Source organism: Pseudomonas sp. GW821-FHT09C09, assembly GCF_059418105.1.
Genome location: NZ_JBWKPF010000005.1, coordinates 242509 through 265721, shown reverse-complemented (window position 1 = coordinate 265721; position 23213 = coordinate 242509). Strand labels below are relative to the sequence as shown.

The 23213-nt window shown below is 61.7% G+C and carries 24 protein-coding genes; 15 read left to right on the top strand and 9 right to left on the bottom strand.

Translation table 11 applies throughout. The annotated features are described in order from the left end of the window. Nucleotides 1–299: 299 nt before the first annotated feature. The 3 genes from AC07NR_RS17785 to AC07NR_RS17775 all read right to left on the bottom strand — a co-directional run bounded on the left by AC07NR_RS17785 (nt 300) and on the right by AC07NR_RS17775 (nt 2082). Complete coding sequence (locus AC07NR_RS17785; protein WP_016773431.1) at nt 300–896, bottom strand: superoxide dismutase; 597 nt, start codon at nt 894–896, stop codon at nt 300–302. A 176-nt stretch (nt 897–1072) separates the two neighbouring features. Then, a complete protein-coding gene (locus AC07NR_RS17780; protein ID WP_085709557.1) occupies nt 1073–1675 on the bottom strand; it encodes a LysE/ArgO family amino acid transporter in 603 nt (200 codons plus the stop codon). A gap of 5 nt (nt 1676–1680) precedes the next feature. Further along, on the bottom strand, nt 1681–2082 hold the full coding sequence (locus tag AC07NR_RS17775) for an ACT domain-containing protein (protein ID WP_495079065.1): 402 nt from the start codon (nt 2080–2082) through the stop codon (nt 1681–1683). Nucleotides 2083–2178: 96 nt separating this feature from the next. Here AC07NR_RS17775 and AC07NR_RS17770 point away from each other — a divergent pair, with 96 nt between their 5' ends. From AC07NR_RS17770 to AC07NR_RS17755, 4 genes are all read left to right on the top strand, one after another. Beyond that, on the top strand, nt 2179–3072 hold the full coding sequence (locus AC07NR_RS17770) for a LysR family transcriptional regulator ArgP (RefSeq protein ID WP_065258594.1): 894 nt from the start codon (nt 2179–2181) through the stop codon (nt 3070–3072). A 54-nt stretch (nt 3073–3126) separates the two neighbouring features. After that, the gene (locus tag AC07NR_RS17765; RefSeq protein ID WP_305833487.1) at nt 3127–4119 is read left to right on the top strand and encodes an NAD-dependent epimerase/dehydratase family protein; all 993 of its coding nucleotides are present in this window, start codon (nt 3127–3129) and stop codon (nt 4117–4119) included. 105 nt (nt 4120–4224) lie between these two features. After that, nucleotides 4225–5079, top strand: a complete 855-nt coding sequence (locus tag AC07NR_RS17760) for an ATPase (RefSeq protein ID WP_495079064.1) — start codon at nt 4225–4227, stop codon at nt 5077–5079. A 132-nt stretch (nt 5080–5211) separates the two neighbouring features. Then, on the top strand, nt 5212–6057 hold the full coding sequence (locus AC07NR_RS17755; protein ID WP_114885164.1) for a cache domain-containing protein: 846 nt from the start codon (nt 5212–5214) through the stop codon (nt 6055–6057). Nucleotides 6058–6101: 44 nt separating this feature from the next. Here the strand turns inward: AC07NR_RS17755 and AC07NR_RS17750 are convergent, their stop codons facing one another. Both AC07NR_RS17750 and pobA read right to left on the bottom strand, forming a co-directional pair. Beyond that, nucleotides 6102–7619 (bottom strand): MDR family MFS transporter, encoded by a 1518-nt coding sequence (locus AC07NR_RS17750; RefSeq protein ID WP_305833484.1) that lies wholly within the window; start codon nt 7617–7619, stop codon nt 6102–6104. A 79-nt stretch (nt 7620–7698) separates the two neighbouring features. Beyond that, complete coding sequence (pobA, locus tag AC07NR_RS17745) at nt 7699–8892, bottom strand: 4-hydroxybenzoate 3-monooxygenase (RefSeq protein ID WP_495079063.1); 1194 nt, start codon at nt 8890–8892, stop codon at nt 7699–7701. 178 nt (nt 8893–9070) lie between these two features. Between pobA and AC07NR_RS17740 the strand changes: the two genes are divergently transcribed. Beyond that, the gene (locus AC07NR_RS17740) at nt 9071–9967 is read left to right on the top strand and encodes a helix-turn-helix domain-containing protein (RefSeq protein ID WP_248739228.1); all 897 of its coding nucleotides are present in this window, start codon (nt 9071–9073) and stop codon (nt 9965–9967) included. A 9-nt stretch (nt 9968–9976) separates the two neighbouring features. Here the strand turns inward: AC07NR_RS17740 and AC07NR_RS17735 are convergent, their stop codons facing one another. Both AC07NR_RS17735 and AC07NR_RS17730 read right to left on the bottom strand, forming a co-directional pair. After that, nucleotides 9977–10204, bottom strand: coding sequence for a hypothetical protein (locus tag AC07NR_RS17735; RefSeq protein WP_248742765.1), 228 nt, complete (start codon nt 10202–10204; stop codon nt 9977–9979). Between the two features lie 41 nt (nt 10205–10245). Beyond that, nucleotides 10246–11151, bottom strand: coding sequence for a LysR family transcriptional regulator (locus AC07NR_RS17730; protein WP_085709566.1), 906 nt, complete (start codon nt 11149–11151; stop codon nt 10246–10248). 114 nt (nt 11152–11265) lie between these two features. On the opposite strand from AC07NR_RS17730, the gene AC07NR_RS17725 reads away from it, so the two are divergent. Together AC07NR_RS17725 and AC07NR_RS17720 are read left to right on the top strand one after the other, a co-directional pair. Next, complete coding sequence (locus AC07NR_RS17725) at nt 11266–12144, top strand: MBL fold metallo-hydrolase (RefSeq protein ID WP_096818389.1); 879 nt, start codon at nt 11266–11268, stop codon at nt 12142–12144. Nucleotides 12145–12190: 46 nt separating this feature from the next. Continuing rightward, nucleotides 12191–12805 carry an NAD(P)-dependent oxidoreductase gene (locus AC07NR_RS17720; RefSeq protein WP_248739227.1) on the top strand — a complete coding sequence of 205 codons (615 nt, stop codon included), beginning with the start codon at nt 12191–12193 and terminating at the stop codon, nt 12803–12805. Between the two features lie 53 nt (nt 12806–12858). On the opposite strand, the gene AC07NR_RS17715 is transcribed toward AC07NR_RS17720, so the two are convergent. Continuing rightward, nucleotides 12859–13737 (bottom strand): LysR substrate-binding domain-containing protein, encoded by an 879-nt coding sequence (locus AC07NR_RS17715; protein WP_085709569.1) that lies wholly within the window; start codon nt 13735–13737, stop codon nt 12859–12861. 139 nt (nt 13738–13876) lie between these two features. Here AC07NR_RS17715 and AC07NR_RS17710 point away from each other — a divergent pair, with 139 nt between their 5' ends. From AC07NR_RS17710 to AC07NR_RS17685, 6 genes are all read left to right on the top strand, one after another. After that, nucleotides 13877–15514 (top strand): 5-guanidino-2-oxopentanoate decarboxylase, encoded by a 1638-nt coding sequence (locus AC07NR_RS17710; protein ID WP_495079062.1) that lies wholly within the window; start codon nt 13877–13879, stop codon nt 15512–15514. Next, nucleotides 15511–16962: an aldehyde dehydrogenase family protein gene (locus AC07NR_RS17705; protein WP_495079061.1), complete on the top strand. Its 1452-nt coding sequence runs from the start codon at nt 15511–15513 to the stop codon at nt 16960–16962. Before AC07NR_RS17710 ends, AC07NR_RS17705 begins: the two co-directional genes overlap by 4 nt. A gap of 216 nt (nt 16963–17178) precedes the next feature. After that, the gene (locus tag AC07NR_RS17700) at nt 17179–18282 is read left to right on the top strand and encodes an ABC transporter substrate-binding protein (protein WP_085730221.1); all 1104 of its coding nucleotides are present in this window, start codon (nt 17179–17181) and stop codon (nt 18280–18282) included. 71 nt (nt 18283–18353) lie between these two features. Next, entirely contained in the window at nt 18354–19262 is a 909-nt protein-coding gene (locus tag AC07NR_RS17695; protein WP_495079060.1) for an ABC transporter permease, read from the top strand. Continuing rightward, nucleotides 19259–20107, top strand: a complete 849-nt coding sequence (locus tag AC07NR_RS17690) for an ABC transporter permease (RefSeq protein WP_273901620.1) — start codon at nt 19259–19261, stop codon at nt 20105–20107. Before AC07NR_RS17695 ends, AC07NR_RS17690 begins: the two co-directional genes overlap by 4 nt. A 16-nt stretch (nt 20108–20123) precedes the next feature. Continuing rightward, nucleotides 20124–21179, top strand: coding sequence for an ABC transporter ATP-binding protein (locus AC07NR_RS17685; RefSeq protein ID WP_248739223.1), 1056 nt, complete (start codon nt 20124–20126; stop codon nt 21177–21179). A gap of 112 nt (nt 21180–21291) precedes the next feature. Here the strand turns inward: AC07NR_RS17685 and AC07NR_RS17680 are convergent, their stop codons facing one another. Beyond that, entirely contained in the window at nt 21292–22233 is a 942-nt protein-coding gene (locus AC07NR_RS17680) for an AraC family transcriptional regulator (protein WP_248739222.1), read from the bottom strand. A 335-nt stretch (nt 22234–22568) separates the two neighbouring features. On the opposite strand from AC07NR_RS17680, the gene AC07NR_RS17675 reads away from it, so the two are divergent. Together AC07NR_RS17675 and AC07NR_RS17670 are read left to right on the top strand one after the other, a co-directional pair. Next, entirely contained in the window at nt 22569–22922 is a 354-nt protein-coding gene (locus AC07NR_RS17675) for a putative quinol monooxygenase (RefSeq protein ID WP_085709576.1), read from the top strand. A gap of 43 nt (nt 22923–22965) precedes the next feature. Further along, complete coding sequence (locus tag AC07NR_RS17670) at nt 22966–23208, top strand: hypothetical protein (protein WP_065258578.1); 243 nt, start codon at nt 22966–22968, stop codon at nt 23206–23208. Nucleotides 23209–23213 lie beyond the last annotated feature (5 nt).

Sequence of the window (23213 nt, the reverse complement as noted above, 5' to 3'; positions counted from 1 at the left end):
CCCGTGTTGGCAGTCAAAGGGACAATCGAACCGCGGAAAGTTTGTCCGTGGCCTTGGCCGAAATGCGGCTGCCTGGAGTATTGGCCCTGATTGTACTGTGTCGGTAGTTTTGCTCTCCAACTTGAGGGGCGTCGGACAATTTTTCCTCTGTTTGATGTTAGTCCGCTGTGGCTTGGGAGCAAGGGGGCAAGGGCTGCTTTGCGTGTGGGAAATGGCCTTGTTTGTGACGGGATTCGCCGACCTGATTGCGCAGGCATAAAAAAACCCGGCAATAGCCGGGTTTTTGTCTGGCGCGCAGCTTAAGCGGTGAAGGTCTTGCCTTCGAACTGCTCGGCCACGAACTTCCAGTTGACCAGGTTCCAGAACGCCTCGACGTACTTAGGACGCAGGTTGCGGTAGTCGATGTAGTAAGCGTGTTCCCAGACGTCGCAGGTCAGCAGCGGGGTGTCGCCGCTGGTCAGCGGGTTGCCGGCGCCGATGGTGCTGGCCAGGGCCAGGGAACCGTCAGCCTTTTTCACCAGCCAGCCCCAGCCGGAACCGAAGGTGCCGATCGAGGTTTTGCTGAACTCTTCCTTGAACTTGTCGAACGAACCGAAAGCCGCGTTGATGGCATCAGCCAGTGCGCCGGTTGGTTGACCGCCGGCGTTTGGCGCCAGGCAGTTCCAGTAGAAGGTGTGGTTCCAGACCTGAGCGGCGTTGTTGAAGATGCCGCCCGAGGAAGTCTTGACGATCTCTTCCAGGGTCTTGCCTTCGAACTCGGTGCCTGGCACCAGGTTGTTCAGGTTCACGACGTAGGTGTTGTGGTGCTTGTCGTGGTGGAATTCCAGGGTTTCCTTGGAAATGTGCGGCTGCAGGGCATCGTGTGCGTAAGGCAGCGGCGGCAATTCGAAAGCCATGATGATTCTCCTAATCAGGTCTGTTGCGGTGAGCGCAAGGCCGATCACGGGCGGCCAGAAATGCACCGGCGAGTTTTTACTCTTTGCGGCGCAGGGTTCGGATCATAGCACCGGGGGTGCGGCATAACCACGCAACAACTGTGTGGGATAGAGGTTCCAGAGCCTTTTGGAATAAATCACGAAGCCAATATCAATTGCCCGGCTACCGTGAACATCATCACCGCCACCAACAGATCGAGAATTCGCCAGGTCCCCGGCCGCGCCAGCCACGGTGCCAGCCATGCCGCGCCGAACGCCAGAGTGAAAAACCACAGCAGCGAAGCACTCGCCGCGCCCACTACATAGGCGCCCGGCACCGACTGTTGTGCACCGAGGGAGCCGATCAGCAGCACGGTGTCCAGATAGACGTGCGGGTTGAGCAGGGTCACCGCCAATGCGCTGAGCATCACCGCCCGCAATGAACGCACGGTTTGATTCTCACCCTGTTGCAGACTCTGTTTCGAAAACGCCCGGCGCAACGCCTGGCTGCCGTACCAGATCAGGAACACCGCACCGCCCCAACGGGCGACTGCCAACAGCGTCGGGTTCTGCGCCAGCACCGTGGCCAGACCGAATACGCCTGCCGCTACCAGCAATGCATCGCAGGCGACGCACAGCGCGGCGACCGGTAGGTGATGCTCGCGACGCAGGCTCTGGGCCAGTACAAAAGCATTCTGGGTGCCGATCGCCATGATCAGCCCGAAGGCCACCAGCAGGCCGTTGGTATAGCTTTGCCACATGACAGTTACTCCGCGTTGGCTGCGAGATCGCGCAGCACTTGCATGGCGCGTTCGGCGTCGGCCTGACCGACGAACAAATGGTCGTGGTAATAGCCGGCAATCACGTTGCAACTGATGCCGGCCTTGCCCAGTGCGGTGGCGAATGCGGCGGTCAGGCCGACGGCTTCCAGCGCCGAATGCACGTTCAGAGTGATCCACGCTGCGACGTAGTCGAAGCTGAACCCGACCCGTTCGGCGTGGGACCGTTCGAGAATCACCGTCAGGCCTTCCTGTTCACGGAAACTTCCGACAACTTCCAGACCGCTCGGGAACTGCCCGTCGCGCAAGGTGCAGAACACATATTCGCCGGCATTGAGCTGCGGGCTCATGCTGCGCAGCAGGGTGGACAACGAGGTTTCGCCAGCCATGGGGGTGGTCCTTGATAAAGAGTGCTTGCTGGCTATTCTCCGGGCAGACGCTGTATAAGAAAAACCAATAGTGCTGATCGCTCATTAGGAAAACTGATGTTCGACTACAAATTGCTTTCCGCTCTGGCCGCCGTGGTCGAGCAGGCCGGATTCGAACGGGCGGCGCAGGTGCTGGGCCTTTCGCAATCGGCGATTTCCCAGCGGATCAAACTGCTGGAAGCGCGGGTCGGCCAGCCGGTGCTGGTACGCGGGACACCGCCGTCACCCACCGAGATCGGCCGGCGTCTGCTCAACCATGTGCAACAGGTGCGCCTGCTCGAACGGGATTTGCAGACGCTGGTGCCGGCACTGGACGAAGAGGGTCTGCCGGAGCGGCTGCGCATCGCCCTGAACGCCGACAGCCTCGCCACCTGGTGGGCCGAGGCCGTGGGCGACTTCTGCGCCGAACAGCATCTGTTGCTGGACCTGATCGTCGAAGACCAGACCGTCGGCCTCAAGCGCATGCGCGCCGGTGAAGTGGCCGCCTGCCTATGTGCCAGTGAACGACCGGTGGCGGGCGCCCGCAGCGTGTTGCTCGGCGCCATGCGTTATCGGGCGCTGGCCAGCCCGGCGTTCATCGAGCGGCATTTCCCCGACGGCGTGCGGGCTGAACAATTGCCGCGCACTCCAGCTCTGGTGTTTGGCCCGGACGACTTTCTGCAACACCGTTACCTTGCGTCCCTGGGCGTCGATGGTGGTTTCGAACATCATTTGTGCCCGTCGTCCGAGGGTTTTATTCGCCTGACCGAAGCCGGGCTCGGCTGGGGACTGGTGCCGGAATTACAGGTGCGCGAGCAACTGGAACGCGGCGTGTTGCGCGAACTGTTGCCAGATAAACCGATCGACGTGCCGTTGTACTGGCATCATTGGCGCAATGGCGGCCAGTTGCTGGGGTTGTTGACCGAGCAATTGGTGCGTTCGTCGTCGCAATGGCTGGTGCCGTTGGACTGACGGCCAGCGTCAAGACTCACGAATCAGGCAAAACGAAAGACAGCGGAGCTCTACATGAAAATTCTGGTCACCGGCGCAAGCGGCTTCATTGGCGGACGCTTTGCGCGTTTTGCCCTGGAGCAGGGCCTGGACGTGCGGGTCAACGGCCGCCGGGCCGAAGGTGTCGAGCATCTGGTGCGTCGCGGCGCCGAGTTCGTTCAGGGTGATCTGAGTGACCCGGACCTGGTGCGTGCGCTCTGCACCGATGTCGAAGCCGTGGTGCATTGCGCCGGCGCGGTCGGGCTGTGGGGGCGGTACCAGGACTTTCATCAGGGCAATGTTCAGGTCACCGAGAACGTGGTCGAAGCCTGCCTCAAGCAACGGGTGCGGCGTCTGGTGCATCTGTCGTCGCCGTCGATCTACTTTGATGGCCGCGACCACCTTGGCCTGACCGAAGAGCAAGTGCCCAAGCGTTTCAAACATCATTACGCGGCGACCAAATATCTGGCCGAACAAAAGGTCTTCGGCGCCCAGGAATTCGGCCTCGAAACCCTGGCCCTGCGCCCGCGTTTCGTCACCGGCGCCGGCGACATGAGCATCTTCCCGCGTCTGCTGAAGATGCAGCGCAAGGGGCGTCTGGCAATCATCGGCAACGGCCTGAACAAGGTTGACTTCACCAGCGTGCACAATCTCAACGAAGCCTTGCTGAGCAGTCTGCTGGCGGCCGGTTCGGCGCTGGGCAAGGCCTACAACATCAGTAACGGTGCGCCGGTACCGTTGTGGGATGTGGTCAATTACGTGATGCGCAAGATGGAAGTCCCGCAGGTCACCAAGTACCGATCCTACGGGCTGGCCTACAGTGTGGCGGCGCTCAACGAAGGCGCATGCAAACTCTGGCCGGGACGCCCCGAACCGACCCTGTCGCGCCTGGGCATGCAGGTGATGAACAAAAATTTCACCCTCGACATCAGTCGCGCCCGGCATTATCTCGACTACGATCCGAAGGTCAGTCTGTGGTCGGCCCTCGATGAGTTCTGTGGCTGGTGGAAGGCCCAGGACATTCGTTGATACCAAGTGCTGAACCCCACCGCGGGTTGGGGGTCAATCCCTGCGGCTGCGGGGTTTATACTGCGCCGCAATCAGCCATTACCGGGTTTCACAAAGGTTGCCTCAATGTCCATGCGTAACGATGCCCACGACGATTTCGACGATGTTCCGAGCCTGCGTGCCGACACACTCGATGACGACGATTTCCCGACCACCGCCCGCACTTCCGTGCATTCGCGCACACCGCCGGTGGTCAAGGTCAAGTCCGCCAGCACCGGGCCGTTGTGGGCGCTGGTCGGTGCGTTGTTCTTTGCTTTCATCGGCCTGGCCTGGTGGAGTTTCCAGCAGATCTCGCTGATGGAGCAGCAATTGGTGGCGACCCAGGAAAGCTTCGCGCGGATCAGTGAAGAAGCGGCGGGGCGCCTGCAGGACATTTCCGGCAAGGTCGTGGCCAGCCAGACCAACGTCAACACCGACAGCGAAGCGCTGAAACTGCAGATCAAGCAGTTGCAAAGCGCACTGCAGGATCAGAGCAAACAGCAGCAGGGCGTGGCCGGACAGGCTACGGATCTGGACAAGCGCCTCGCGCTGATGACTGCCCAGACCACTGAGCAACAGAACGCCAACACCCAGTTGCAAGCCCAGGTCAAAGCCCTGAGTGCCGAGTTGGCGACGCTGAAAAGCGCGCCGGCCGACACCAGCAAGGTCGACGCGCAACTCAAAGGCTTCGACGCGCAGTTCAAGAGCCTCGGTGCCGACATCACGGCGCTGAAGAAACAAGGCAGTTCGAACGCGGCCATCGAGCGTCTGGAACAGGAAATCGTCGTGCTCAAGAGCGAGCAGGACAACCGCCCTGCCGCTGCACAGGGCGGCTCCAGCACCGCCGAGTTTGACGCGTTCCGTGGGCAGATGACCCGCAACATCAACACCCTGCAGGCGCAGATCCAGAACCTGCAACAGCAGCTCAACGCCCGGCCGTAAGCCCCTTCTGTGGCGAGGGAACGTGCTCCTTCGCCGCAACCCTCTCGCAACATTCAGAAGCTTTCTGAATATCCATACCTGCCTTCAGGCCGTCTACGCTCTTGAAACACCAACAAGAACGAGGGATGCGTCATGGGGTTTGTGCAAAAACTGGCCTGGCTCGGCGCGGTGCTGTTGTTGAGTTTCGGACAGGCCAATGCGGCCACGGAAAAGGACGACAGCAAGGCCGCCATCGCCTTGCTGGAAAAGGCCCTGGCCTACTATCACGACAACGGCGACAAGGCGTTCGCGGCCTTCAGCCGCCAGGGCGAATTCGTCGACAAGGATCGCTACGTGTTCGTGGTCGATACCAAAGGCGTGATGCTCGCCAGCGGCGGGCCGTCTTCGGCGTTGATCGGCCGGGATGTGAGCGAAGTGCTTGGTCCGGATTTGCAGAAGGCGTTCAAGGACGCGTTGAAAGTGCCGGAAGGCAACGGCATCCAGCAGGCCGAGTATCGCTGGCAGAACCAGGCCGACGGCAAGGTCGAGCGCAAGCATGTGTTCTATCAGCGCATCGGCCAGCGGATTCTGGCGGTCGGTTACTACTTGCCGCGAGCCTCGGCGGAGCAGGCAAAATCGTTACTCGACAAAGCCGCCACCGATCTGACCAAGGATGAAAAGGGCACGCTGACGGCGATCAATTCGCTCAAGGGCGGTTACCTGCAGGATGACCTGTATGTGTTCGTGGTGGATCTGAACACCCAACGCTACGTCGCCCATGGCACCAACCTGCGGTTGATCAATACCGACTTCGCCAAGGTCAAGGACCCGGAAGGCAAACCGGTGGGCGAACCGATTCTGACGTTGATCGGCAAGCAGGATGAGGGCGAGTACGAATACCGCTGGAAGAACCCGGTGACCGGCAAGGTCGAGGACAAGCATGCCTACCTGAAGAAGGTCGGCGGGTTCCTGGTGGCGGTCGGTTATTACAGCGCTTGAACCCTGTGTGCTCCCACGTCACGCGTGGGAGCCATCGGCATCGGTCAGCGGGCGCCGTGCTCACGCCCGCGCAACAAGCGGTTCGGCATCGCGATCGCCGCCGCCAGCCCGAGCAGCGACACCCCGGCGCTGACCATCAGCAAATGCCGGAACGTCACCAGCAATTCGGCGCGCAAGGCATTCTGTGCATCGCCGGGCGCCGCGTTCAGGCCATCGAGCAGCACGTTGCCGGAGTGACCTTCGCCGATCAACGATGCGCCGGTCAGGTGGGCAAAGCTGGAGTCCTGCAACAACGCCAGCAGCAGCGCTGACATCAACGCCACGCCCACCGCGCCGCCCAACGAGCGGAACAGGTTGGTGGTGCTGGTGGCGACGCCAATGTCTTTTTGGTCCACCGAGTTCTGCGTACCGACCAGCGAGGTCGGGAACTGCATGCCGCCTGCGATACCGCTGAGCAACATGAACAGGCTGCTGATCAGCGTCGCATCGGGCGGGCTGAAGGCCATGCCGAGGATCGAGATCGGCATCAGCAGCGCGCCGGTGAGAATCTGTGGTTTGTAGCGCCCGGTAATCGACGTGCGGCGACCGGCGAAATACGCGCCGATCGGCAAGCCCATCGCCAGCGGCAGCAAGTGCAGGGCTGCGCTGTCGGCGCCGGCACCGGTCACGCTCTGGAAGCGCAACGGCATCAGCACGATCAACGAAATCGCCTGGAAGCTGCAGAAGAAAATCGTGCACCAGCACAGCAGAGCGTTGCGGTTGGTGAACAGGTGCATCGGCAGCAACGGCTCACGGGCACGGCGCTCATGCCAGACGAACACCGCCAGCACCGCCACCGCGCAAGCGAACAGACCGAGCACTTCGCTGCTGCGCCACGCATGACCCTGGCCGACCTGAGTGATCGCCAGCAACAGCGCCGTCAGGCCGATGATCATCAGCAGTGTGCCAAGGTAATCGATGACCGGTTTGCGCTGGGGAATCGGCAGGCCGACCAGATTGCGTCGCGCCACCCAATACGCGCCGAGGCCCAGCGGCAGGTTGATCAGGAACACCCAGCGCCACGACAGATACTCGGTCATGTAGCCGCCGAGCACCGGACCGGCCACGCTGGCCACCGCATACATGCTGGAGAAGTAACCCTGATAGCGCCCACGCTCACGGGGCGGCACGATATCGCCGATGATGGCCTGGCTCACCGAGATCATCCCGCCAGCGCCGATGCCCTGGAAAATCCGCGCCAGCACCAGTTGTTCCATGCTCTGGGCCATGCCGCAGAACAGTGAGGCGAGGGTGAACAGGCCCATGCCGAACAGCATCAGTTTGCGCCGCCCGTACAGGTCACCGAGCTTGCCGTAGATCGGCACCGCCACGGTCATCGCCACCATGTAACCGGAAATCACCCAGGCCAGCAGGCTGACGTCCTTGAATTGCGCGGAGATGGCCGGCATGGAAACGGCGACGATGGTCTGGTCCAGCGCGCCAAGGAAGATCGCCAGCATCAGCGCGACCAGCACGCTGCGAATGGCCGGTTTGGGCGTTTCGGGGTGGTTGAGATTGGTCACGGGCAAAACCTGCGGGCAGTGAGGGTCCCGCAGATCGTCAGGCGAGCGGGGATGCTCGCCAGTGTAAGTCGGTAGCAGGCTATTCGATAGCCTCATAAGGAAGTCCGACGTAATTTTCTGCAATGGTTTTTTGTCCCGCTTCTGAACTGACAAAGTAGTCCAGTTCCGAGGCGCTGATGCGCTGACTGAAATCGTCGTGTTCGTCGAAACGGTGCAGCATCGAAGTCATCCACCAGGAAAACCGCTCGGCTTTCCACACCCGACGCAGGCAGATTTGCGAATACTTCTCCAGCAAGTCCGTGCGACCTTCGCGATAGACCTTCAGCAGAATCCTGAACAGCGTGCTGACATCGCTGGCGGCCAGGTTCAAACCCTTGGCCCCGGTCGGCGGAACGATATGCGCCGCGTCGCCCACCAGAAACATCCGCCCGTACTGCATCGGCTCGACCACAAAACTGCGCAGCGGCGCGATGCTTTTTTCAATCGTCGGGCCGGTCACGAGTTTCTGCGCCAAATCCTCCGGCAGACGATTGCGCAGTTCATCCCAGAAGCGCTGATCCGACCAGTCGTCGACGTTTTCTTCGGCCGGCACTTGCAGGTAATAACGGGTGCGGGTTGCCGAACGCATGCTGCACAGGGCGAAGCCGCGTTCGTGGCGGGCGTAGACCAGTTCATCGTGAATCGGTGGCGTGTCGGCGAGAATTCCCAGCCAGCCGAACGGATAAACCCGTTCGAAAATCTTCAGGCATTCGGCTGGAATCGACTGACGGGCCACGCCGTGGAAACCGTCGCAACCGGCGATGTAATCGCAATCGACGCGCCAGGTTTCGCCATCCTTTTCAAACGTGACGAAGGCCTCGTCGCTTTTCATGCCATAGGGAACGACATGGCTGGCTTCGTAGATGGTCTGTCCGCCGGTCTCCCGACGAGCGGCCATCAGGTCGCGGGTGACCTCGGTCTGGCCATAGACCATCACGGTTTTTCCACCGGTCAGGGCTTGCAGATCGATGTGCACCCGACGCCCGTCGAGGGCCAGTTCGAACCCGCCGTGGACCAGCCCTTCGGCATCCATCCGCTGACCCACGCCAGCCTCGCGCAACAGCTCTACCATGCCCTGTTCAAGGACCCCGGCGCGGATTCGGCCGAGCACATAGTCAGGTGTCTGACGCTCAATGATCAGGGTGTCGATGCCGGCGTTGTGCAGCAGTTGGCCGAGCAATAATCCGGACGGACCGGCGCCAATGATGGCGACTTGGGTTTTCAGCGTTTTCATTGTTTTTATGACTCGCAAGCTTCACGCGACAACGGCCGGTGAATGATTTTCAGGATTCGAGTGCTTGCATTTTTCCCTTGCGGGTCTGTCAATTGAAGGTGAAAACTGAGCCGATACCTGTACATTCTGCCAATCGGTGCGATTATCGCCCGCAACCTTCGAGGCCTGGATTGAAGTGATGAACAAGCCTGACCTGCCTTCGATTCCGGTGTTCAAGCTCTACGGTGAAAGCCTGGACTGGCCGACCCCTGACTTGCTGCACTGTGAAACCATTTCCAAACGCAGCCGCGAACATCAATGGGAAATCAAACCCCACCGCCACGCCGATTTGTGCCAGTTGCTCTTCGTATTCAAAGGTCAGGCAGAGCTTGAAATCGAAGGTCAACGCACGCAACTGAACGAAGCCGCGATCCAGATCCTGCCGCCGCTATCGGTGCATGGATTCCGTTTTTCCGAGGACGTCGAAGGATTCGTCGTCACCCTCGCCACGCCGTTGATCAACCATTTGCAGGCGCAGCTGGGCAGCGCGGTACAGGCCCTGGCCCAGGCCGAAAGCTATCCGGCGGGACAGGACGCGGAGTACCTCAACAGTCTGTTTGCCGCGTTGCAGGCCGAGTACAACGGCCATCAACCGGCGCGGGAAATGCTCATGCATTCGCTGGTGAGCGTGATCATGGTCTGGGTCAGCCGTCAGGCGATCCGCCGGCATAACGCGAGCCAACGCCCGCAGCGTCAACGTGAGTACCTCAACGGTTTTATCCAGTTGGTGGAAGAGACGTACCGCCAGCACGTCAAGGTCGAGGACCTGGCCCATCGTCTGGGGATTTCCGTCTCGCATCTCAACGGCACTTGTCGCGAACTGGCGGGGCAACCGGCGTTGCAGATCATGCATGAGCGTCAGTTGCTGGAAGCCAAGCGTCTGCTGACGTACACCAGCATGACGATTTACGAGATGTCCGAGGTGTTGGGTTTTTCCGATCCGACCAACTTCACGCGCCTGTTTCGGCGCCGTGTGGGGATCTCGCCAAAGGCGTTCCGCGACCGCTTGAAGGCCGAGCAGAACGACGACGTCTGACGTCCTGTATCAGCGCAGGGCGTTGAGGGTGGCGTTGTGAGGGATGCAGCGCTCGAAGTTGCAGCTCGCGTACTCACGGGGCAGTTGTCGCAACTGCTCCACGCGCCATGCCGCGGTGCCGTACAGCGCCAGCGTGGCCGCGCAGGTGATGAAAATCGCGAGGTATCTTCTTGTTCTGGTGCTCATGATCATGACGTTGACCTCTGAACGAATACCCTTGGGTACTACTTTCAGCATAGGTCAGCGCCGGGGAGTTGCCAGCCGCGCGGCGAACGGGTTTACAACCCGACATCCCATTGCGGGTTTTCGGGAAAGCGCAGTACCAGGAAATCCAGCATGCTGCGCAGTGCCGCCGGCATGTGCTTGCGTGAGGCGTACACCGCGTAGATGTTCATCCTCCGAGGCTCGGCGTTGGGCAGCAGGCGCACCAGTTCGCCGCTGTGAATATGCACCCCGGCCTGATAGGTCGGCAGCATCGCCACGCCGGCGCCAGCCAGTGTGGCGCGCAGCAGGGTGCTGGCCTCGTTGGCGCTGATGTTGCCCTGCACCGGCACCGAGACCGGCTCGCCATCCTCTTCGAAATGCCACAGGCTCTTGCCGAAATAGGAGTGGGTCAGGCAGTTGTGCCGGCTCAGATCTTCTACGCGCTGCGGTTGTGGATGTTCCTGCAGATAGGCGGGAGCGGCGCAGACCACCGAGCGACAGACCGTCAGGCGCCGGGCGATCAGGTTGGGGTCGAGGTCGTTGCTGGTGCGGATCGCCAGGTCGATGCGCTCATCCACCAGATTTACCGTGCGATCGAGCATTTGCAGGTCGATGTTGACGCCGGGGTAGCGTTTGACGAACGCGGCCATGGCATCGGCCAGTTGCGCTTGGCCAAACGAGGTACTGACGCTGATTCGCAGCAGACCCCGTGGTGCATCGTCGGGCTCGCTGACGGCGGCCTGCATGTCGCTCGACAGTTCGAGCATCTGCCGGCAGCGTGGCAGGATTTCGTTGCCGGCGGCGGTCAGGCTCAGTTTGCGTGTGGTGCGGTGCATCAGGCGCGCGCCGACCCAATCTTCCAGTTCCGCCAGATACCGCGATACCACCGGCCGGGAAAGATCCAGGTGATCGGCCGCCGCCGACTGGCTACCCAGATCCACCACCGTGACAAACACCCGCATTGCTTGGAGACGATCCATGATTTGCCCGCTTTCAGAAACAAACTATGTTTAAGCATCGCATTTTTTGTAACGAGTCTGGCAACTAAGCTCTGTCCCATCGCCAAGCACGGCATTCGAACAGCGGAGCAACCCATGATCGGCTTCACCACTCTCAAGCGCGTTTTACTGGCCACCGCCACCCTCGGCTTTGCTGCCCACGCAGCGGCCGCGAACCTGAGCCTCGATGTCTACAACCCGGGCACCAACGCAATCTTCCCGGTGACTTCGGTACTGGTCAGCGGCGAGAAGGACGCGATCCTGGTGGACGCGCAGTTCGGCAAGTCCCAGGCCGAGCAAGTGGTGGAAAAGATCCGCGCCAGCGGCAAGCAACTGACCACCATCTACATCAGCCACGGTGACCCGGATTACTACTTCGGCCTCGACACCCTGACCAAGGCATTCCCGAATGCCAAGGTACTGGCTTCGCAGCCGACCGTTGATCACATCAAGCAAACCGTCGACGGCAAACTCGCCTTCTGGGGCCCGAAAATGGGCGCCGACGTGCCGGCCAAAACCATCGTGCCGGGTGTGCTCAAGGGCGACAGCCTGATGCTCGAAGGCCAGAAACTGCAGGTGGTCGGCCTGGAAGGCAAGCAACCGGATCGCAGCTTCGTGTGGATTCCATCGCTGAAAGCCGTGGTCGGTGGTGTCGTCGTCGCCGAGAACATCCACGTCTGGATGGCCGATACCCAGACCGCGCAATCCCACGCCGACTGGCTGGAAACCCTGCACTCGATCGAAACCCTGAAGCCGAAAACCGTGGTGCCGGGTCACTACCTGGGTGACAGCGCCCGTTCGCTGGCAGCGGTGAAATTCACTGCCGACTACATCAAGGCCTTCGACGAAGAAACCGCCAAGGCCAAGGACTCTGCCGCGCTGATCGCAGCGATGAAAAAACGCTACCCGAAACTGGGCGAAGAAAGCTCGCTGGAACTGAGCGCCAAAGTCGCCAAGGGCGAGATGAAGTGGTAACCCGATTCTGAAAAACGCAGCACTCTCAAGCCAACTGGAGAATGTCATGAGCAAGATCGCAATCATTGGTGCCACCGGCCGTGCCGGCAGCCAATTGCTGGAAGAAGCCCTGCGTCGCGGCCATAGCGTCACCGCTATCGCTCGGGATACCTCGAAGATCGGCGCCCGCGCCGGTGTGGTCAGCAAGAATGTCGACGTGCTGGATGCCGCCGCGCTGCAAGCGGCAGTCGCCGGTCACGATGTGGTGATCAGCGCCGCGCATTTCGCCACGGTGCCGGCCAGCGCGCTGATCGGCCCGGTGAAACAGGCCGGGGTAAAACGCCTGCTGGTGGTCGGCGGTGCGGGTTCGCTGTTGCTGCCGGACGGCACCCGAGTGATCGACAGCGCCGGTTTCCCGGCCGAGTACAAGGCCGAGGCCAGCGCCGGTGCGGCGTTTCTCGATGCCCTGCGTCAGGAGAAGGAACTGGACTGGACCTTCCTGTCGCCGTCGGCGCTGTTCTTCGAAGGTGAGCGCACCGGCCAATTCCGCGTCGGCAAGGATGACTTGCTGGTGAGCGCCGAAGGCCAGAGCTCCATCAGCTTTGCCGACTACGCGATTGCGCTGATCGACGAAGTGGAAACGCCGAAGCATTCGCGTCAGCGGTTTACGGTCGGTTACTGATGTAACCCGATCAAACGTTCCCGCGCCTTGCGTGGGAACGTTCAGTAACAGGCTCACCGCGTATGAGCCTGCTCCACCAACCACCCCATCAATTCCTGCAACTTCGCCGACGGCTCCGACGCCGGCGCCACGATGTAATAGCCCAATCCCGTCTTCACCTTCAGATCGAACGGCATCACCAGTCGCCCGGCATTCAAGTCATCGCCGATCAACGACCAGTCTCCAATCGCCACGCCTGTCCCGTGGGACGCCATCGACATCGCCTGATCCAGCGTCTCGAAATGCTGACCGCTGCTGATGTTGCTCAAGTGCAGTTCGGCGGCTTCCAGCCATAGCGTCCAATCGTCATCGGTGTGAGTCGGATGCAGCAGCAGGTGTTGTTGCAAGTCTGCCGGCGTGTGCAGCGCCGGGCCACCGTTGAGCAGCGTTGGCGAGCAGACCGGCGTCAGTTGTTCATCGAACAGATGCAGCGTGGCAGGGGAGTCGTGGGGCGCGGTGCCGTAGATCACCGCCGCGTCGAACTGCTCGCGATGAAAATCTACCCCGTGTTGCAACGACGCCGTGAGTTTCACCGGCACGTCCGGGCGCTCGCGCTGCCATTGCAGCAGTCGCGGCAACAGCCAGCGCATCACGCAACTCGGGGCCTTGAGTTGCAGGGTCTCGCGCTTGGCGCCGATCTGCTCCATCGAATCGCCGATCAGGCTGAACACCTGCTGCACCCGTGGCAGCCATTCGCGACCTTCGGCCGTCAGCTCCAGGCCCCGGGCCAGGCGAATGAACAGCTCATAACCCAGATGTTCCTCCAGCCCGGCGATCTGCCGGCTCACCGCACCTTGAGTGATGTGCAACTGCTCGGCGGCCCGGGTGAAGTTGCAGCACTGCGCGGTGATCAGAAACGTGTGCAGGGCGGGCAGGGGAGGCAGTCGTTTCATGTGGATCCAAGGTATGACGTGAGGACATGGCTAGTATGAGCTTTTATCGATTGTTGCGGCTACGGGTCGCCCGTTTCAATGAGGCCAATCACCGGTTCCCTCAAGGCCCGGTGCCTCAACGAACAAGAAGGGCAAAGACATGGCGACGTGTGGCGAAGTACTGGTCAAGTTACTCGAAGGTTACGGGGTCGAGCAGGTGTTCGGCATTCCCGGGGTGCATACCGTGGAGCTGTATCGCGGGCTGGCCCGTTCGAGCATCAACCATGTGACTCCGCGTCACGAGCAAGGCGCCGGCTTCATGGCCGACGGCTACGCCCGCACCAGCGGCAAACCGGGTGTGTGCTTCATCATCACCGGCCCGGGCATGACCAACATCACCACCGCCATGGGCCAGGCCTACGCCGATTCGATCCCGATGCTGGTGATCTCCAGCGTGCAGTCGCGCAGCCAATTGGGCGGCGGTCGCGGCAAGCTGCATGAACTGCCGAACCAGAGCGCGCTGGTCGGCGGCGTGGCGGCGTTCTCCCACACCTTGATGTCGGCGTCCGAATTGCCGGGCGTGCTGGCCCGTGCGTTTGCGCTGTTCCAGGCCGGGCGTCCGCGTCCGGTGCATATCGAAATTCCGCTGGACGTGCTGGTCGAAGAAGCCGACGAACTGCTGACCAGCGTGCCGGTCAACATCGACCGCGCCGGTGCTGCGCCGGCCGCCGTGAGCCGCATGACTGAACTGCTGGCCGGCGCTCAGCGTCCGCTGATCCTTGCCGGCGGCGGCGCTATCGATGCGGCTGCCGAGCTCACAGAGCTGGCCGAATTGCTCGATGCGCCGGTGGCCCTGACCATCAACGCCAAAGGCATGTTGCCGTCCAGCCATCCGCTGCTGATCGGTTCGACCCAGAGCCTGGTCGCGACCCGCGCCTTGGTAGCCGATGCTGACGTGATCCTGGCGATCGGCACCGAACTGGCGGAAACCGACTACGACGTGACCTTCGCCGGCGGCTTCGAAATTCCCGGCAAGTTGCTGCGCGTCGATATCGACCCCGACCAGACCGTGCGCAACTACCCGCCTTATGTGGCGCTGGTGGCCGATTCGCGCAACGCCGCACAAGCATTGCTGAGCGCGCTGTCGCACAAGCCGCTGGCCGAACGCCGTAACGATTGGGGTCAGGTGCGCGCTGCCCGTCTGCGTGAAGACCTGGCCGCGACCTGGGACGCACCGACGCTGGCCCAGACCCGTTTCCTCGAAACCGTGCTGCACGAACTGCCGAACGCAGTGTTCGTCGGTGACTCCACGCAACCGGTATACACCGGCAACCTCACGTTCAACCCGGAGCGTCCGCGCCGCTGGTTCAACTCGTCCACCGGTTACGGCACCCTCGGTTACGCCTTGCCGGCGGCGATTGGCGCGTGGCTCGGCGGCAACCTCGAACACGGCGCACGTCCGCCGGTGGTGTGCCTGATCGGCGACGGCGGTCTGCAATTCACCCTGCCGGAACTGGCCAGCGCCGTGGAAGCGCGCACCCCGGTGATCATCTTGCTGTGGAATAACCAGGGTTACGAAGAGATCAAGAAATACATGGTCAACCGCGCCATCGAGCCGGTCGGCGTGGACATCTACACCCCGGACTTCATCGGTGTGGCCAAGGCCCTGGGTTGCGCGGCGGAAGCGATCAGCTCGGCTGAACATTTGCGTGGCGCCCTGCGCGCCGCCACCGATCGTCAGGGCCCGACCCTGATCGAAATCGACCAGACCCAATGGATGAAGGCGGTGGCCAAATGATCAATTTCCCGACCACACTCGATGGCCTGTACATCAACGGCCAATGGTCCGCCGGCCGCGAGCACCTGCGCGTGATCAACCCGGCTACCGAAGCGCTGCTGACCACGGTCAATGGCGGTGACGAACGCGCCGTCAACCAAGCGGTGACGGCAGCGACCGAAGCTTTCAAGGACTGGTCGAAAACCACCGGCACCGAGCGCGGTGCAATCCTGCGCAACATCGCCAATGGCGTGCGCAATGGCCGTGATCACTTGATGAAGTTGCAGTCGAGCAACAACGGCAAACCGCAGTTCGAAGCGGGCATCGATGTCGATGACGTGATCGCCACGTTCGAGTATTACGCCGAACTCGCCGAAGGCCTCGATGCGAAACAGGACAGCGATGTGCCGCTGCCGAGCGACGACTTCAGCGCACGCCTGCGCCGCGAACCGTGCGGTGTGGTCGGGCTGATCGTGCCGTGGAATTTCCCGATGGTCACCACCGCGTGGAAACTCGCGCCAGCCCTGGCCGCTGGTTGCTGCGTGGTGCTCAAGCCGTCGGAAGTTACGCCGCTGCCGGAACTGGAACTGGCGGCCATCATCGCCGAATCCGGCCTGCCCAAAGGCGTGTTCAACCTGGTGTGCGGTACCGGTCTGGCGGTCGGTGCGCCGCTGTCGGCGGATCCGCGCATCGCCAAGGTTTCCTTCACCGGCAGCAACGCTGTCGGTGTGCAAGTGATGCAGCGCGCCGCCGAATCCGTGAAGGGCGTGAGCCTGGAACTGGGCGGAAAATCCTCGCTGCTGATTCTGGAAGATGCCGACCTTGATCTCGCAGTAGAGCTGGCCTGCGGCGGCGGTTTCTTCAATGCCGGGCAGATGTGCTCGGCCACCAGCCGGGTGCTGGTCGCCGATGAACTGGCCGATGAATTCCTGATTCGTTTGCAGGCCCGTGCGGAAAAAATCCGTGTGGCCGATCCGTTCGATCCTGAAGTCGAGATGGGCGCGCTGGTCAATCAGGCGCAGTACCAGCGTGTGCTCGGTCACATCGACCGTGGCCTGAGCGCCGGGGCCAAGCTGATCTGTGGCGGCAATCGTCCTGCAGATCTGCCGCGCGGATATTTCTTGCAGCCGACGATCTTCACCGAAGTGCCCCTCGACAGTGCGCTGTGGTGTGAAGAGATCTTCGGCCCGGTGATCTGCGTTCGCAGTTTTGCTTCGGAGGCCGAGGCGATTGCCCTGGCCAACGACAGTCAGTTCGGTCTGGTGGCCAGCGTGGTCACGCGTAATGCCGAGACTGCGGATCGGGTCGCCAACGCCTTGCAGGCGGGGCTGGTGTGGCTCAACGCACCGCAGGTGATCTTCCCGCAGACCGCATGGGGCGGCTACAAGCAGAGCAGCATCGGTCGCGAATTGGGGCCGTGGGGTCTGGCGGCATTTCAGGAAATCAAGCACGTGATCCGCGCGCGCTGAATGCCCGAAAAAGGTCAGCGCATGCCTCGCAACGAGGCATGCGCCGGCGTCATGGCTCCAATGAGTTTTTATCGATAGTCAGGTGTTTTGCACGACCTCAGGATGAACCCGCTGATCACGTTAAAGCCCTTTGAAACCGGGGGCTTGAGCGGTTCCGATCACGCACGGCAAGGGTTGCGGTCAATCTCATACTTACAAGAATAATGGGAGTCCCAAATGGGCGAGCACGATCTGAACAGGCGTCAATTCATCAAAACCGTCGGCGTGGCCTCGGTGGCTGCGGCGGCCATGAGCATGCCCTTCATCCGGGCCAGTGCCAGCGACACCCGATTTGCCGGCAAGACCCTGCGCCTGCTGACCTGGTCCGATGACACGGGCCTGGCCGCATTGCGCAACATCGCTGCAACGTTTGAAGCGAAGACCGGCGCCAAAGTGATTGCCGACCGCACCGGCAGTACGTCGGAAATGGTCGCCAAACTCAAGGCCGGCGGCGACCGTCCGCAGTACGACATCATCACCCTGGCCGGCGTGGGCGCCGAAGGTCTGGCAGCTGCCGGACTGCTGGAAAAACCCGACCTCAACCGCATTCCCAACCTGATCGACGTCCCGGAAAAATACCGCACCGGGGCCAACGGTCACGGCATCGGTTACCTGCTGTGGTGCAACAGTCTGGTTTACAGCACCCGCACCCAGAAGGAAGCGCCGGACAGTTACGCCGCGCTGTGGGACGCCGATCTGGCACCGAATATTTTCCTGCCGCCGCCGAACTGGACCGAGGCGATGGACCTGATCATCATCGCCGCCAAACTGGCCGGTGGTGACGAGCACAACATCGAACCGGGCTTCAAGAAACTCGCCGAACTCAAGGAACGCGTGGTGACTCTGGGCGAAAACCCCAACCAGATTGCCGAGCTCTTCCGCACCGGCTCCCTGGACATGGGTGGGCTCTACGCCCCGGCGTTTTTCCCCAAGCAGATCCGCGATCCGAACTATGGCCTCGGCGCCACGTTCGGCATGAAGGAAGGTTTCTACACCGACCTGATGCTCTCGGTGATGCCGAAGAACCGCCCGGGCGACACCGACCTGGCCTACGCTTTCATCGACCACTCCCTCGACCCGCTGGTGCAGGGCAAGATGGCCGAAGACATCTTCAACGGCCCGGTCAACGCCAAGGCGATCATCTCCGCCGAAGCGCGCAAGAGCCCGTTCATCCTCACCCCGGAGCAGATCGCGGAGAAGGCGATCATGCATGACAACGCCTTCCTGGCGACCGTGCATGACCAGTGGATTCGTCGCTACACGGAAATCTTTTCTTCCTGACGCCGACCTTCCGGGGCACCGCATGATCGGGGTGCCCGGGAGATTCGTTTTCCATTGACGAGATCATTGCTATGGAACATCAATCCCTGACCCAACCGGTCGGCGCGGGTGACGTGCGCCCGGCGCGCGGTGTTTCACCGACTGCGCGGGCGTGGTTTTTCCTCACGCCGTCGATGCTGTTTCTCGGCGTGCTGATTGCCGCCAGCCTTCTGGTGTTGCGCATGAGCGTCGGCACCAAGGGTGCGGAGTGGTCCGGTTTCAGCCTGGACAGTTACGCGCAGTTGCTCGAACCCTACTACCTCAAATCGTTGCTGCTGACCTTGCGTCTGGCGCTGATCAGCGCGGTGATCGCGGTGGTGCTGGCGATCCCGGTGGCGTACACCATGTCGCGCCTGACCTCGCCGTTCGTGCGGCGGATCTTTCTGGCGGCGGTGCTGTTGCCGTTGCTGGTCAACCTGCTGCTGCAAAGCTACGGCTGGCTGGTGATCCTCGGCCCCGGCGGCATGCTCAACCAGACCCTGATGGGCCTCGGTCTGATCAAACGCCCGATCATGTTGCTCTACAACCAGAACGGCGTGTTGATGGGCCTGGTGCAGACTGCGTTTCCGTTGGCCGTGCTGCCGATTGCCAGCGCCATGCGCGGTGTCGCCCGCAGCTACGAAGAAGCCGCCGCGACCCTTGGCGCCAGCCGTTTTCAGGTGTTCCGTCAGGTGGTATTGCCGATGAGTCTGCCGGGGATCATCACCGGCGCGACGCTGGTGTTCGCCTACAACGCCAGCAGCTTTGTGGTGCCGTTGCTGCTCGGCGGTCGGCGCGTGCCGATGCTCGCGGTGATGGTGCATGACCAGATCGCCCCGCTGATGAACTGGCCCGCCGCGTCCGCCGCCGGGGTGGTGCTGATCGTCACCACCCTGGCGATCATGACCTTGTCCGAATACATCACCGGCCGCCGTCGCCGTCTGCTGGAGGCTTCGCAATGAGTGCCCTGATCAAGAAGCGTCAGTCGCTGCTGCCGGGCGATACCGGCAAGTTTGCCGGCATCCTTTCGGGCGTCATCCTGTTTCTGGCGGTGTTGCCGATCCTGACGATGATCGTGATGTCGTTCAGCGGCGCGTCCAACCTCGACTTCCCGCCGAGCAGCTACAGCCTGCAGTGGTACAAGGCGGCGTGGCACACCTTCGTGTCGCCGGATGCCAGCGATGTGCTGAGCCTCGGCCAGGCCATGGGCACCAGTTTGCTGGTGTCTTGCCTGACGATGATTTTCGCCACGCTGATCGCGGTGCCGGCGGCTTATGCACTGACCCGTTGCGAGTTCCGTGGCAAGGGCGTGGCGCTGCAACTGATGTCGCTGCCGCTGGTGTTTCCGATGGTGGTGCTGGGGCTGGCCTTGCTGCTGGTGTTCGACAGCCTGCCGTTCCACATGACCACTTCGCGGCTGGTGATTGCCCACGTGATTCTGGCGCTGCCGTTCGTGGTGAAGAACTGCACGGCGGCCATGCTTTCCATCGGCAGTGAAGTCGAAGAGGCGGCGCAGATGCTTGGCGCTTCGCCGTTGCGCGCCATCGTCGATGTGGTGGTGCCGTTGATGAAATCGGGGATTCTGGCGGGGATGCTGCTGGCGTTCATCGTCTCGTTCAACGAATTCACCGTGACCTATTTCCTCTACACCATCGACGTCATGACCGTGCCGATCTGGATGTACAGCCGCACCGTGTCATCGCTTGACCCTACCGTGTTCTCGTTTGCCGTGCTGATCGTGCTGATCGACTTCGTCCTGATCTGGGCGCTGGAGAAACTGGTCGGTGAAGGTGGCGTTTCGTTCTGATTTCTTGAGGTGATTTATGTCTGGTCTGATTCTGGAAAACGTCGAGAAACACTACGGCTCGGCCTGCGCGGTAAAAGACGTCAACCTGCATTTGCCCGAGGGCAAACTGGTGTGCTTCCTCGGCCCGTCGGGCTGCGGCAAGACCACCTTGCTGCGAATGATCGCCGGGCTGGAAACCCTCACCGGCGGCGAGATCCGCCTGGACGGCGAGAACATCGGCCACACGCCGGCGCACCTGCGTAACTTCGGCATGGTGTTCCAGTCGCTGGCGCTGTTCCCGCACATGACCGTGGGCGAGAACATCGCCTATCCGCTGAAACTGAGGGGCGTGAGCAAGGCCGATCAACAGGCGCGGGTGGTGGAGTTGCTGGAACTGATCCAGCTGCAACCGATGATCGACCGTCCGGTTGCGAAGCTCTCCGGCGGCCAGCGTCAGCGGGTGGCGATTGCCCGGGCCATTGCCTCGCACCCGAAAATCCTTCTGCTGGACGAACCGCTGTCGGCGCTGGACGCCAAGTTGCGCGAGTCGATGCAGGTGGAAATCCGCCAACTGCAACAACGCCTGAACATCACCACCATCATGGTCACCCACGACCAGCGCGAGGCCATGACCATGGCCGATATCGTGGTGGTCCTCGGTGAACATCGGGTACAGCAGGTGGGCACGCCGATCGAAATCTACCGCCATCCGGCCAACGAATTCGTGGCGGACTTCATCGGCTCCGGCAATATCTTCCCGGCCACCGCGCTGGGCGATGGCAAGGTCGTACTGCCGGGCGGCGATGCCCTGCAGGTGCCGATCTGCAGCAGCATCGTGGTCGGGCAGAAAGTGAAAATGCTGATCCGCCCCGAAGACCTGCAACTGTCGGCGCCCCAGGCCACGGCGGGCAATCGCCTGCTGGGCAAGGTGACGTTCGTGCGGGATATCGGCGCGACCATCGAGACCACGGTGGAATGTTCCGGGGTGACCTTCACGGCGCTGAGCACGCCGTGTCAGGGCATCGGGCTGGGGATCGGGCATCCGGTTTCGGTGACGTTGCCGAGTGAGGCATGTCGGGTGTTGGGTGCTTGAATGAAAGGCCCCATCGCGAGCAGGCTCGCTCCCACAGGTTCAGTTGTACGCCGATCCAATGTGGGAGCGAGCCTGCTCGCGATGGGGCCAGCGGCCGCTATAAAAAATCGGATCAGACCGTCAGCCGCAACCGCGCCAGATCCCTCAACGGCGGCGCGCCGAACAACCGGCTGTACTCGCGGCTGAACTGCGACGGACTTTCATACCCCACCCGATACCCCGCCGCCGATGCCTCCAGCCCTTCAGCCAGCATCAGGCGCCGCGCCTCTTGCAGGCGCAGTTGCTTCTGATACTGCAACGGACTCATCGCCGTCATCGCCTTGAAACGGTGATGCAGGGTCGAGACGCTGAGGTTCACTTCTTTCGCCAGGTCATCGATGCGCAACGGCTGTTCGAAGTTGCCGTTGAGCCATTTGATCGCCTGGCTGATGCGATGGCTCTGGCTGTTGGCGATGGCGATTTCGTACAGCCGATGGCCCTGCGGGCTGCGCAGCAGGCGATAGAGGATTTCCCGGCGGATCAGCGGTGCGAGCATGGCGATGTCTTTCGGCGTGTCGAGCAGACGCGCCAGGCGCAACACCGCATCGAGCATCGCGCTGTCGATCCTTTCCACATACAGACCGCGCCCGGTCGGCCGGGTCGGTACACCCATCGGGCCGGCATCGGCGATCAGCGCGGTGATTTCCGCCGGGTCGATATCCAGGCGCACGGCGAGGATCGGCTCCTCGGGCGAGACATTCACCACCCGACCGCTCAACGGCATCGAGACCGAGACCACCAGATAATTCAGCGGATCGTAATTGAAGTACTCGTCAGCCAGCCGTACCTCCTTGCGACCCTGGGCCATGATGCACAGCGCCGGTTGCGCGAGCACCGGGGCGAAATCGTGGGATTTGGTGTGGCGCGACATGAACAGCGAGCCGACGGCGGTGGCATAACTGCCATCTTCGGAGGTGTTGCGGCGAATGATCGCCGCCAGTTCCTCGCGCTGCTTTTCCATGTCGGCTTCCATGTCGGCATCGCGCGGCGCCTGAAAACGATCGAATGACGTCATGCACAGCCTCCTCGGCAAGGGATGGAATGGGAGCAGAGCATAAGTTTGTGCAAGCGCAAGCGGTAGACACATCCTGCGAAATGCTTGCCTGATCCTGCATGGCGTTGCTGGCCCGTCCAGACATGACAGGGCGCCTCCCGGAAAACTTGCTCGAAACCGGTGTGACAGGACGGTGACAGCAATTCACGATCTGTTACAGGTCTGAAAGACAGTCTCGCAGGATTGTGCAACGCGACGGCAGGAATCGACTAACGGCGAGCATTGCCCGGCCCTTAACCTTGGATCCTGTCGCAGCCCGTCCCCGGCTGCCACGCGACTCCCTGGGAGGGTTGAACATGTCCAAGCAGATTCCCGTCAGTCATATGGCCTTCGTTCGAGCGCGCGCCGGGCGCTCGGCGGAACTCGGCATGCGCCTGAGCGCGCTGATCGAACCGTCCCGTGCCGCCGCCGGTTGCCTGAGCTTTTCCCTGCAGCATTCGCAGTGTGATCCGGAGTTGTGGCTGGTTTCCGGTTTCTGGAATAACCAGCAATCGATGACCGCCTATTTCAGCAGCCCGTCGATGGAGGTTTTTGCCGAGCTGGTGCAGGACCTGGTGGTCAACAGCCTGGATTTCCATACGTTTAAAGACGTGTCGGCAGCGCAGGCGCTGGGCCAGAGTTGCGCGCCGATACACAAACTCGCCGGTTGAGGGTTTAATGGCCGGCCTAACTGACTGAGCCAGGACCTGCGACATGGCACGTAAAGAGTTCGAACACTTCGAAGCGGTTTCCGCTGTAGTCCCCGTCGAATTGGGCAGCAACAAGGGTTATTTCGCGGCAATCGCGGTCAAGGCCCTGGTTGACGGCGGTGCGCCACGCTTTCACAAACTGTTGAATGACCAGGTCTTCCCTGGTGCCATTGCCGCCGATGAAGCGGCCATCAATGAGCTGGACAAGCTCAAGGGCGTCACTGATGACGCCGAGCTGATCTGGTAACTCCG

Bases quoted from the DNA above. Each gene is read 5' to 3' on its own strand.
- AC07NR_RS17785 (WP_016773431.1), bottom strand. From the start codon at position 896: ATGGCTTTCGAATTGCCGCCGCTGCCTTACGCACACGATGCCCTGCAG.
- AC07NR_RS17780 (WP_085709557.1), bottom strand. From the start codon at position 1,675: ATGTGGCAAAGCTATACCAACGGCCTGCTGGTGGCCTTCGGGCTGATC.
- AC07NR_RS17775 (WP_495079065.1), bottom strand. From the start codon at position 2,082: ATGGCTGGCGAAACCTCGTTGTCCACCCTGCTGCGCAGCATGAGCCCG.
- AC07NR_RS17770 (WP_065258594.1), top strand. From the start codon at position 2,179: ATGTTCGACTACAAATTGCTTTCCGCTCTGGCCGCCGTGGTCGAGCAG.
- AC07NR_RS17765 (WP_305833487.1), top strand. From the start codon at position 3,127: ATGAAAATTCTGGTCACCGGCGCAAGCGGCTTCATTGGCGGACGCTTT.
- AC07NR_RS17760 (WP_495079064.1), top strand. From the start codon at position 4,225: ATGTCCATGCGTAACGATGCCCACGACGATTTCGACGATGTTCCGAGC.
- AC07NR_RS17755 (WP_114885164.1), top strand. From the start codon at position 5,212: ATGGGGTTTGTGCAAAAACTGGCCTGGCTCGGCGCGGTGCTGTTGTTG.
- pobA (WP_495079063.1), bottom strand. From the start codon at position 8,892: ATGAAAACGCTGAAAACCCAAGTCGCCATCATTGGCGCCGGTCCGTCC.
- AC07NR_RS17740 (WP_248739228.1), top strand. From the start codon at position 9,071: ATGAACAAGCCTGACCTGCCTTCGATTCCGGTGTTCAAGCTCTACGGT.
- AC07NR_RS17735 (WP_248742765.1), bottom strand. From the start codon at position 10,204: ATGCTGAAAGTAGTACCCAAGGGTATTCGTTCAGAGGTCAACGTCATG.
- AC07NR_RS17730 (WP_085709566.1), bottom strand. From the start codon at position 11,151: ATGGATCGTCTCCAAGCAATGCGGGTGTTTGTCACGGTGGTGGATCTG.
- AC07NR_RS17725 (WP_096818389.1), top strand. From the start codon at position 11,266: ATGATCGGCTTCACCACTCTCAAGCGCGTTTTACTGGCCACCGCCACC.
- AC07NR_RS17720 (WP_248739227.1), top strand. From the start codon at position 12,191: ATGAGCAAGATCGCAATCATTGGTGCCACCGGCCGTGCCGGCAGCCAA.
- AC07NR_RS17715 (WP_085709569.1), bottom strand. From the start codon at position 13,737: ATGAAACGACTGCCTCCCCTGCCCGCCCTGCACACGTTTCTGATCACC.
- AC07NR_RS17710 (WP_495079062.1), top strand. From the start codon at position 13,877: ATGGCGACGTGTGGCGAAGTACTGGTCAAGTTACTCGAAGGTTACGGG.
- AC07NR_RS17705 (WP_495079061.1), top strand. From the start codon at position 15,511: ATGATCAATTTCCCGACCACACTCGATGGCCTGTACATCAACGGCCAA.
- AC07NR_RS17700 (WP_085730221.1), top strand. From the start codon at position 17,179: ATGGGCGAGCACGATCTGAACAGGCGTCAATTCATCAAAACCGTCGGC.
- AC07NR_RS17695 (WP_495079060.1), top strand. From the start codon at position 18,354: ATGGAACATCAATCCCTGACCCAACCGGTCGGCGCGGGTGACGTGCGC.
- AC07NR_RS17690 (WP_273901620.1), top strand. From the start codon at position 19,259: ATGAGTGCCCTGATCAAGAAGCGTCAGTCGCTGCTGCCGGGCGATACC.
- AC07NR_RS17685 (WP_248739223.1), top strand. From the start codon at position 20,124: ATGTCTGGTCTGATTCTGGAAAACGTCGAGAAACACTACGGCTCGGCC.
- AC07NR_RS17680 (WP_248739222.1), bottom strand. From the start codon at position 22,233: ATGACGTCATTCGATCGTTTTCAGGCGCCGCGCGATGCCGACATGGAA.
- AC07NR_RS17675 (WP_085709576.1), top strand. From the start codon at position 22,569: ATGTCCAAGCAGATTCCCGTCAGTCATATGGCCTTCGTTCGAGCGCGC.
- AC07NR_RS17670 (WP_065258578.1), top strand. From the start codon at position 22,966: ATGGCACGTAAAGAGTTCGAACACTTCGAAGCGGTTTCCGCTGTAGTC.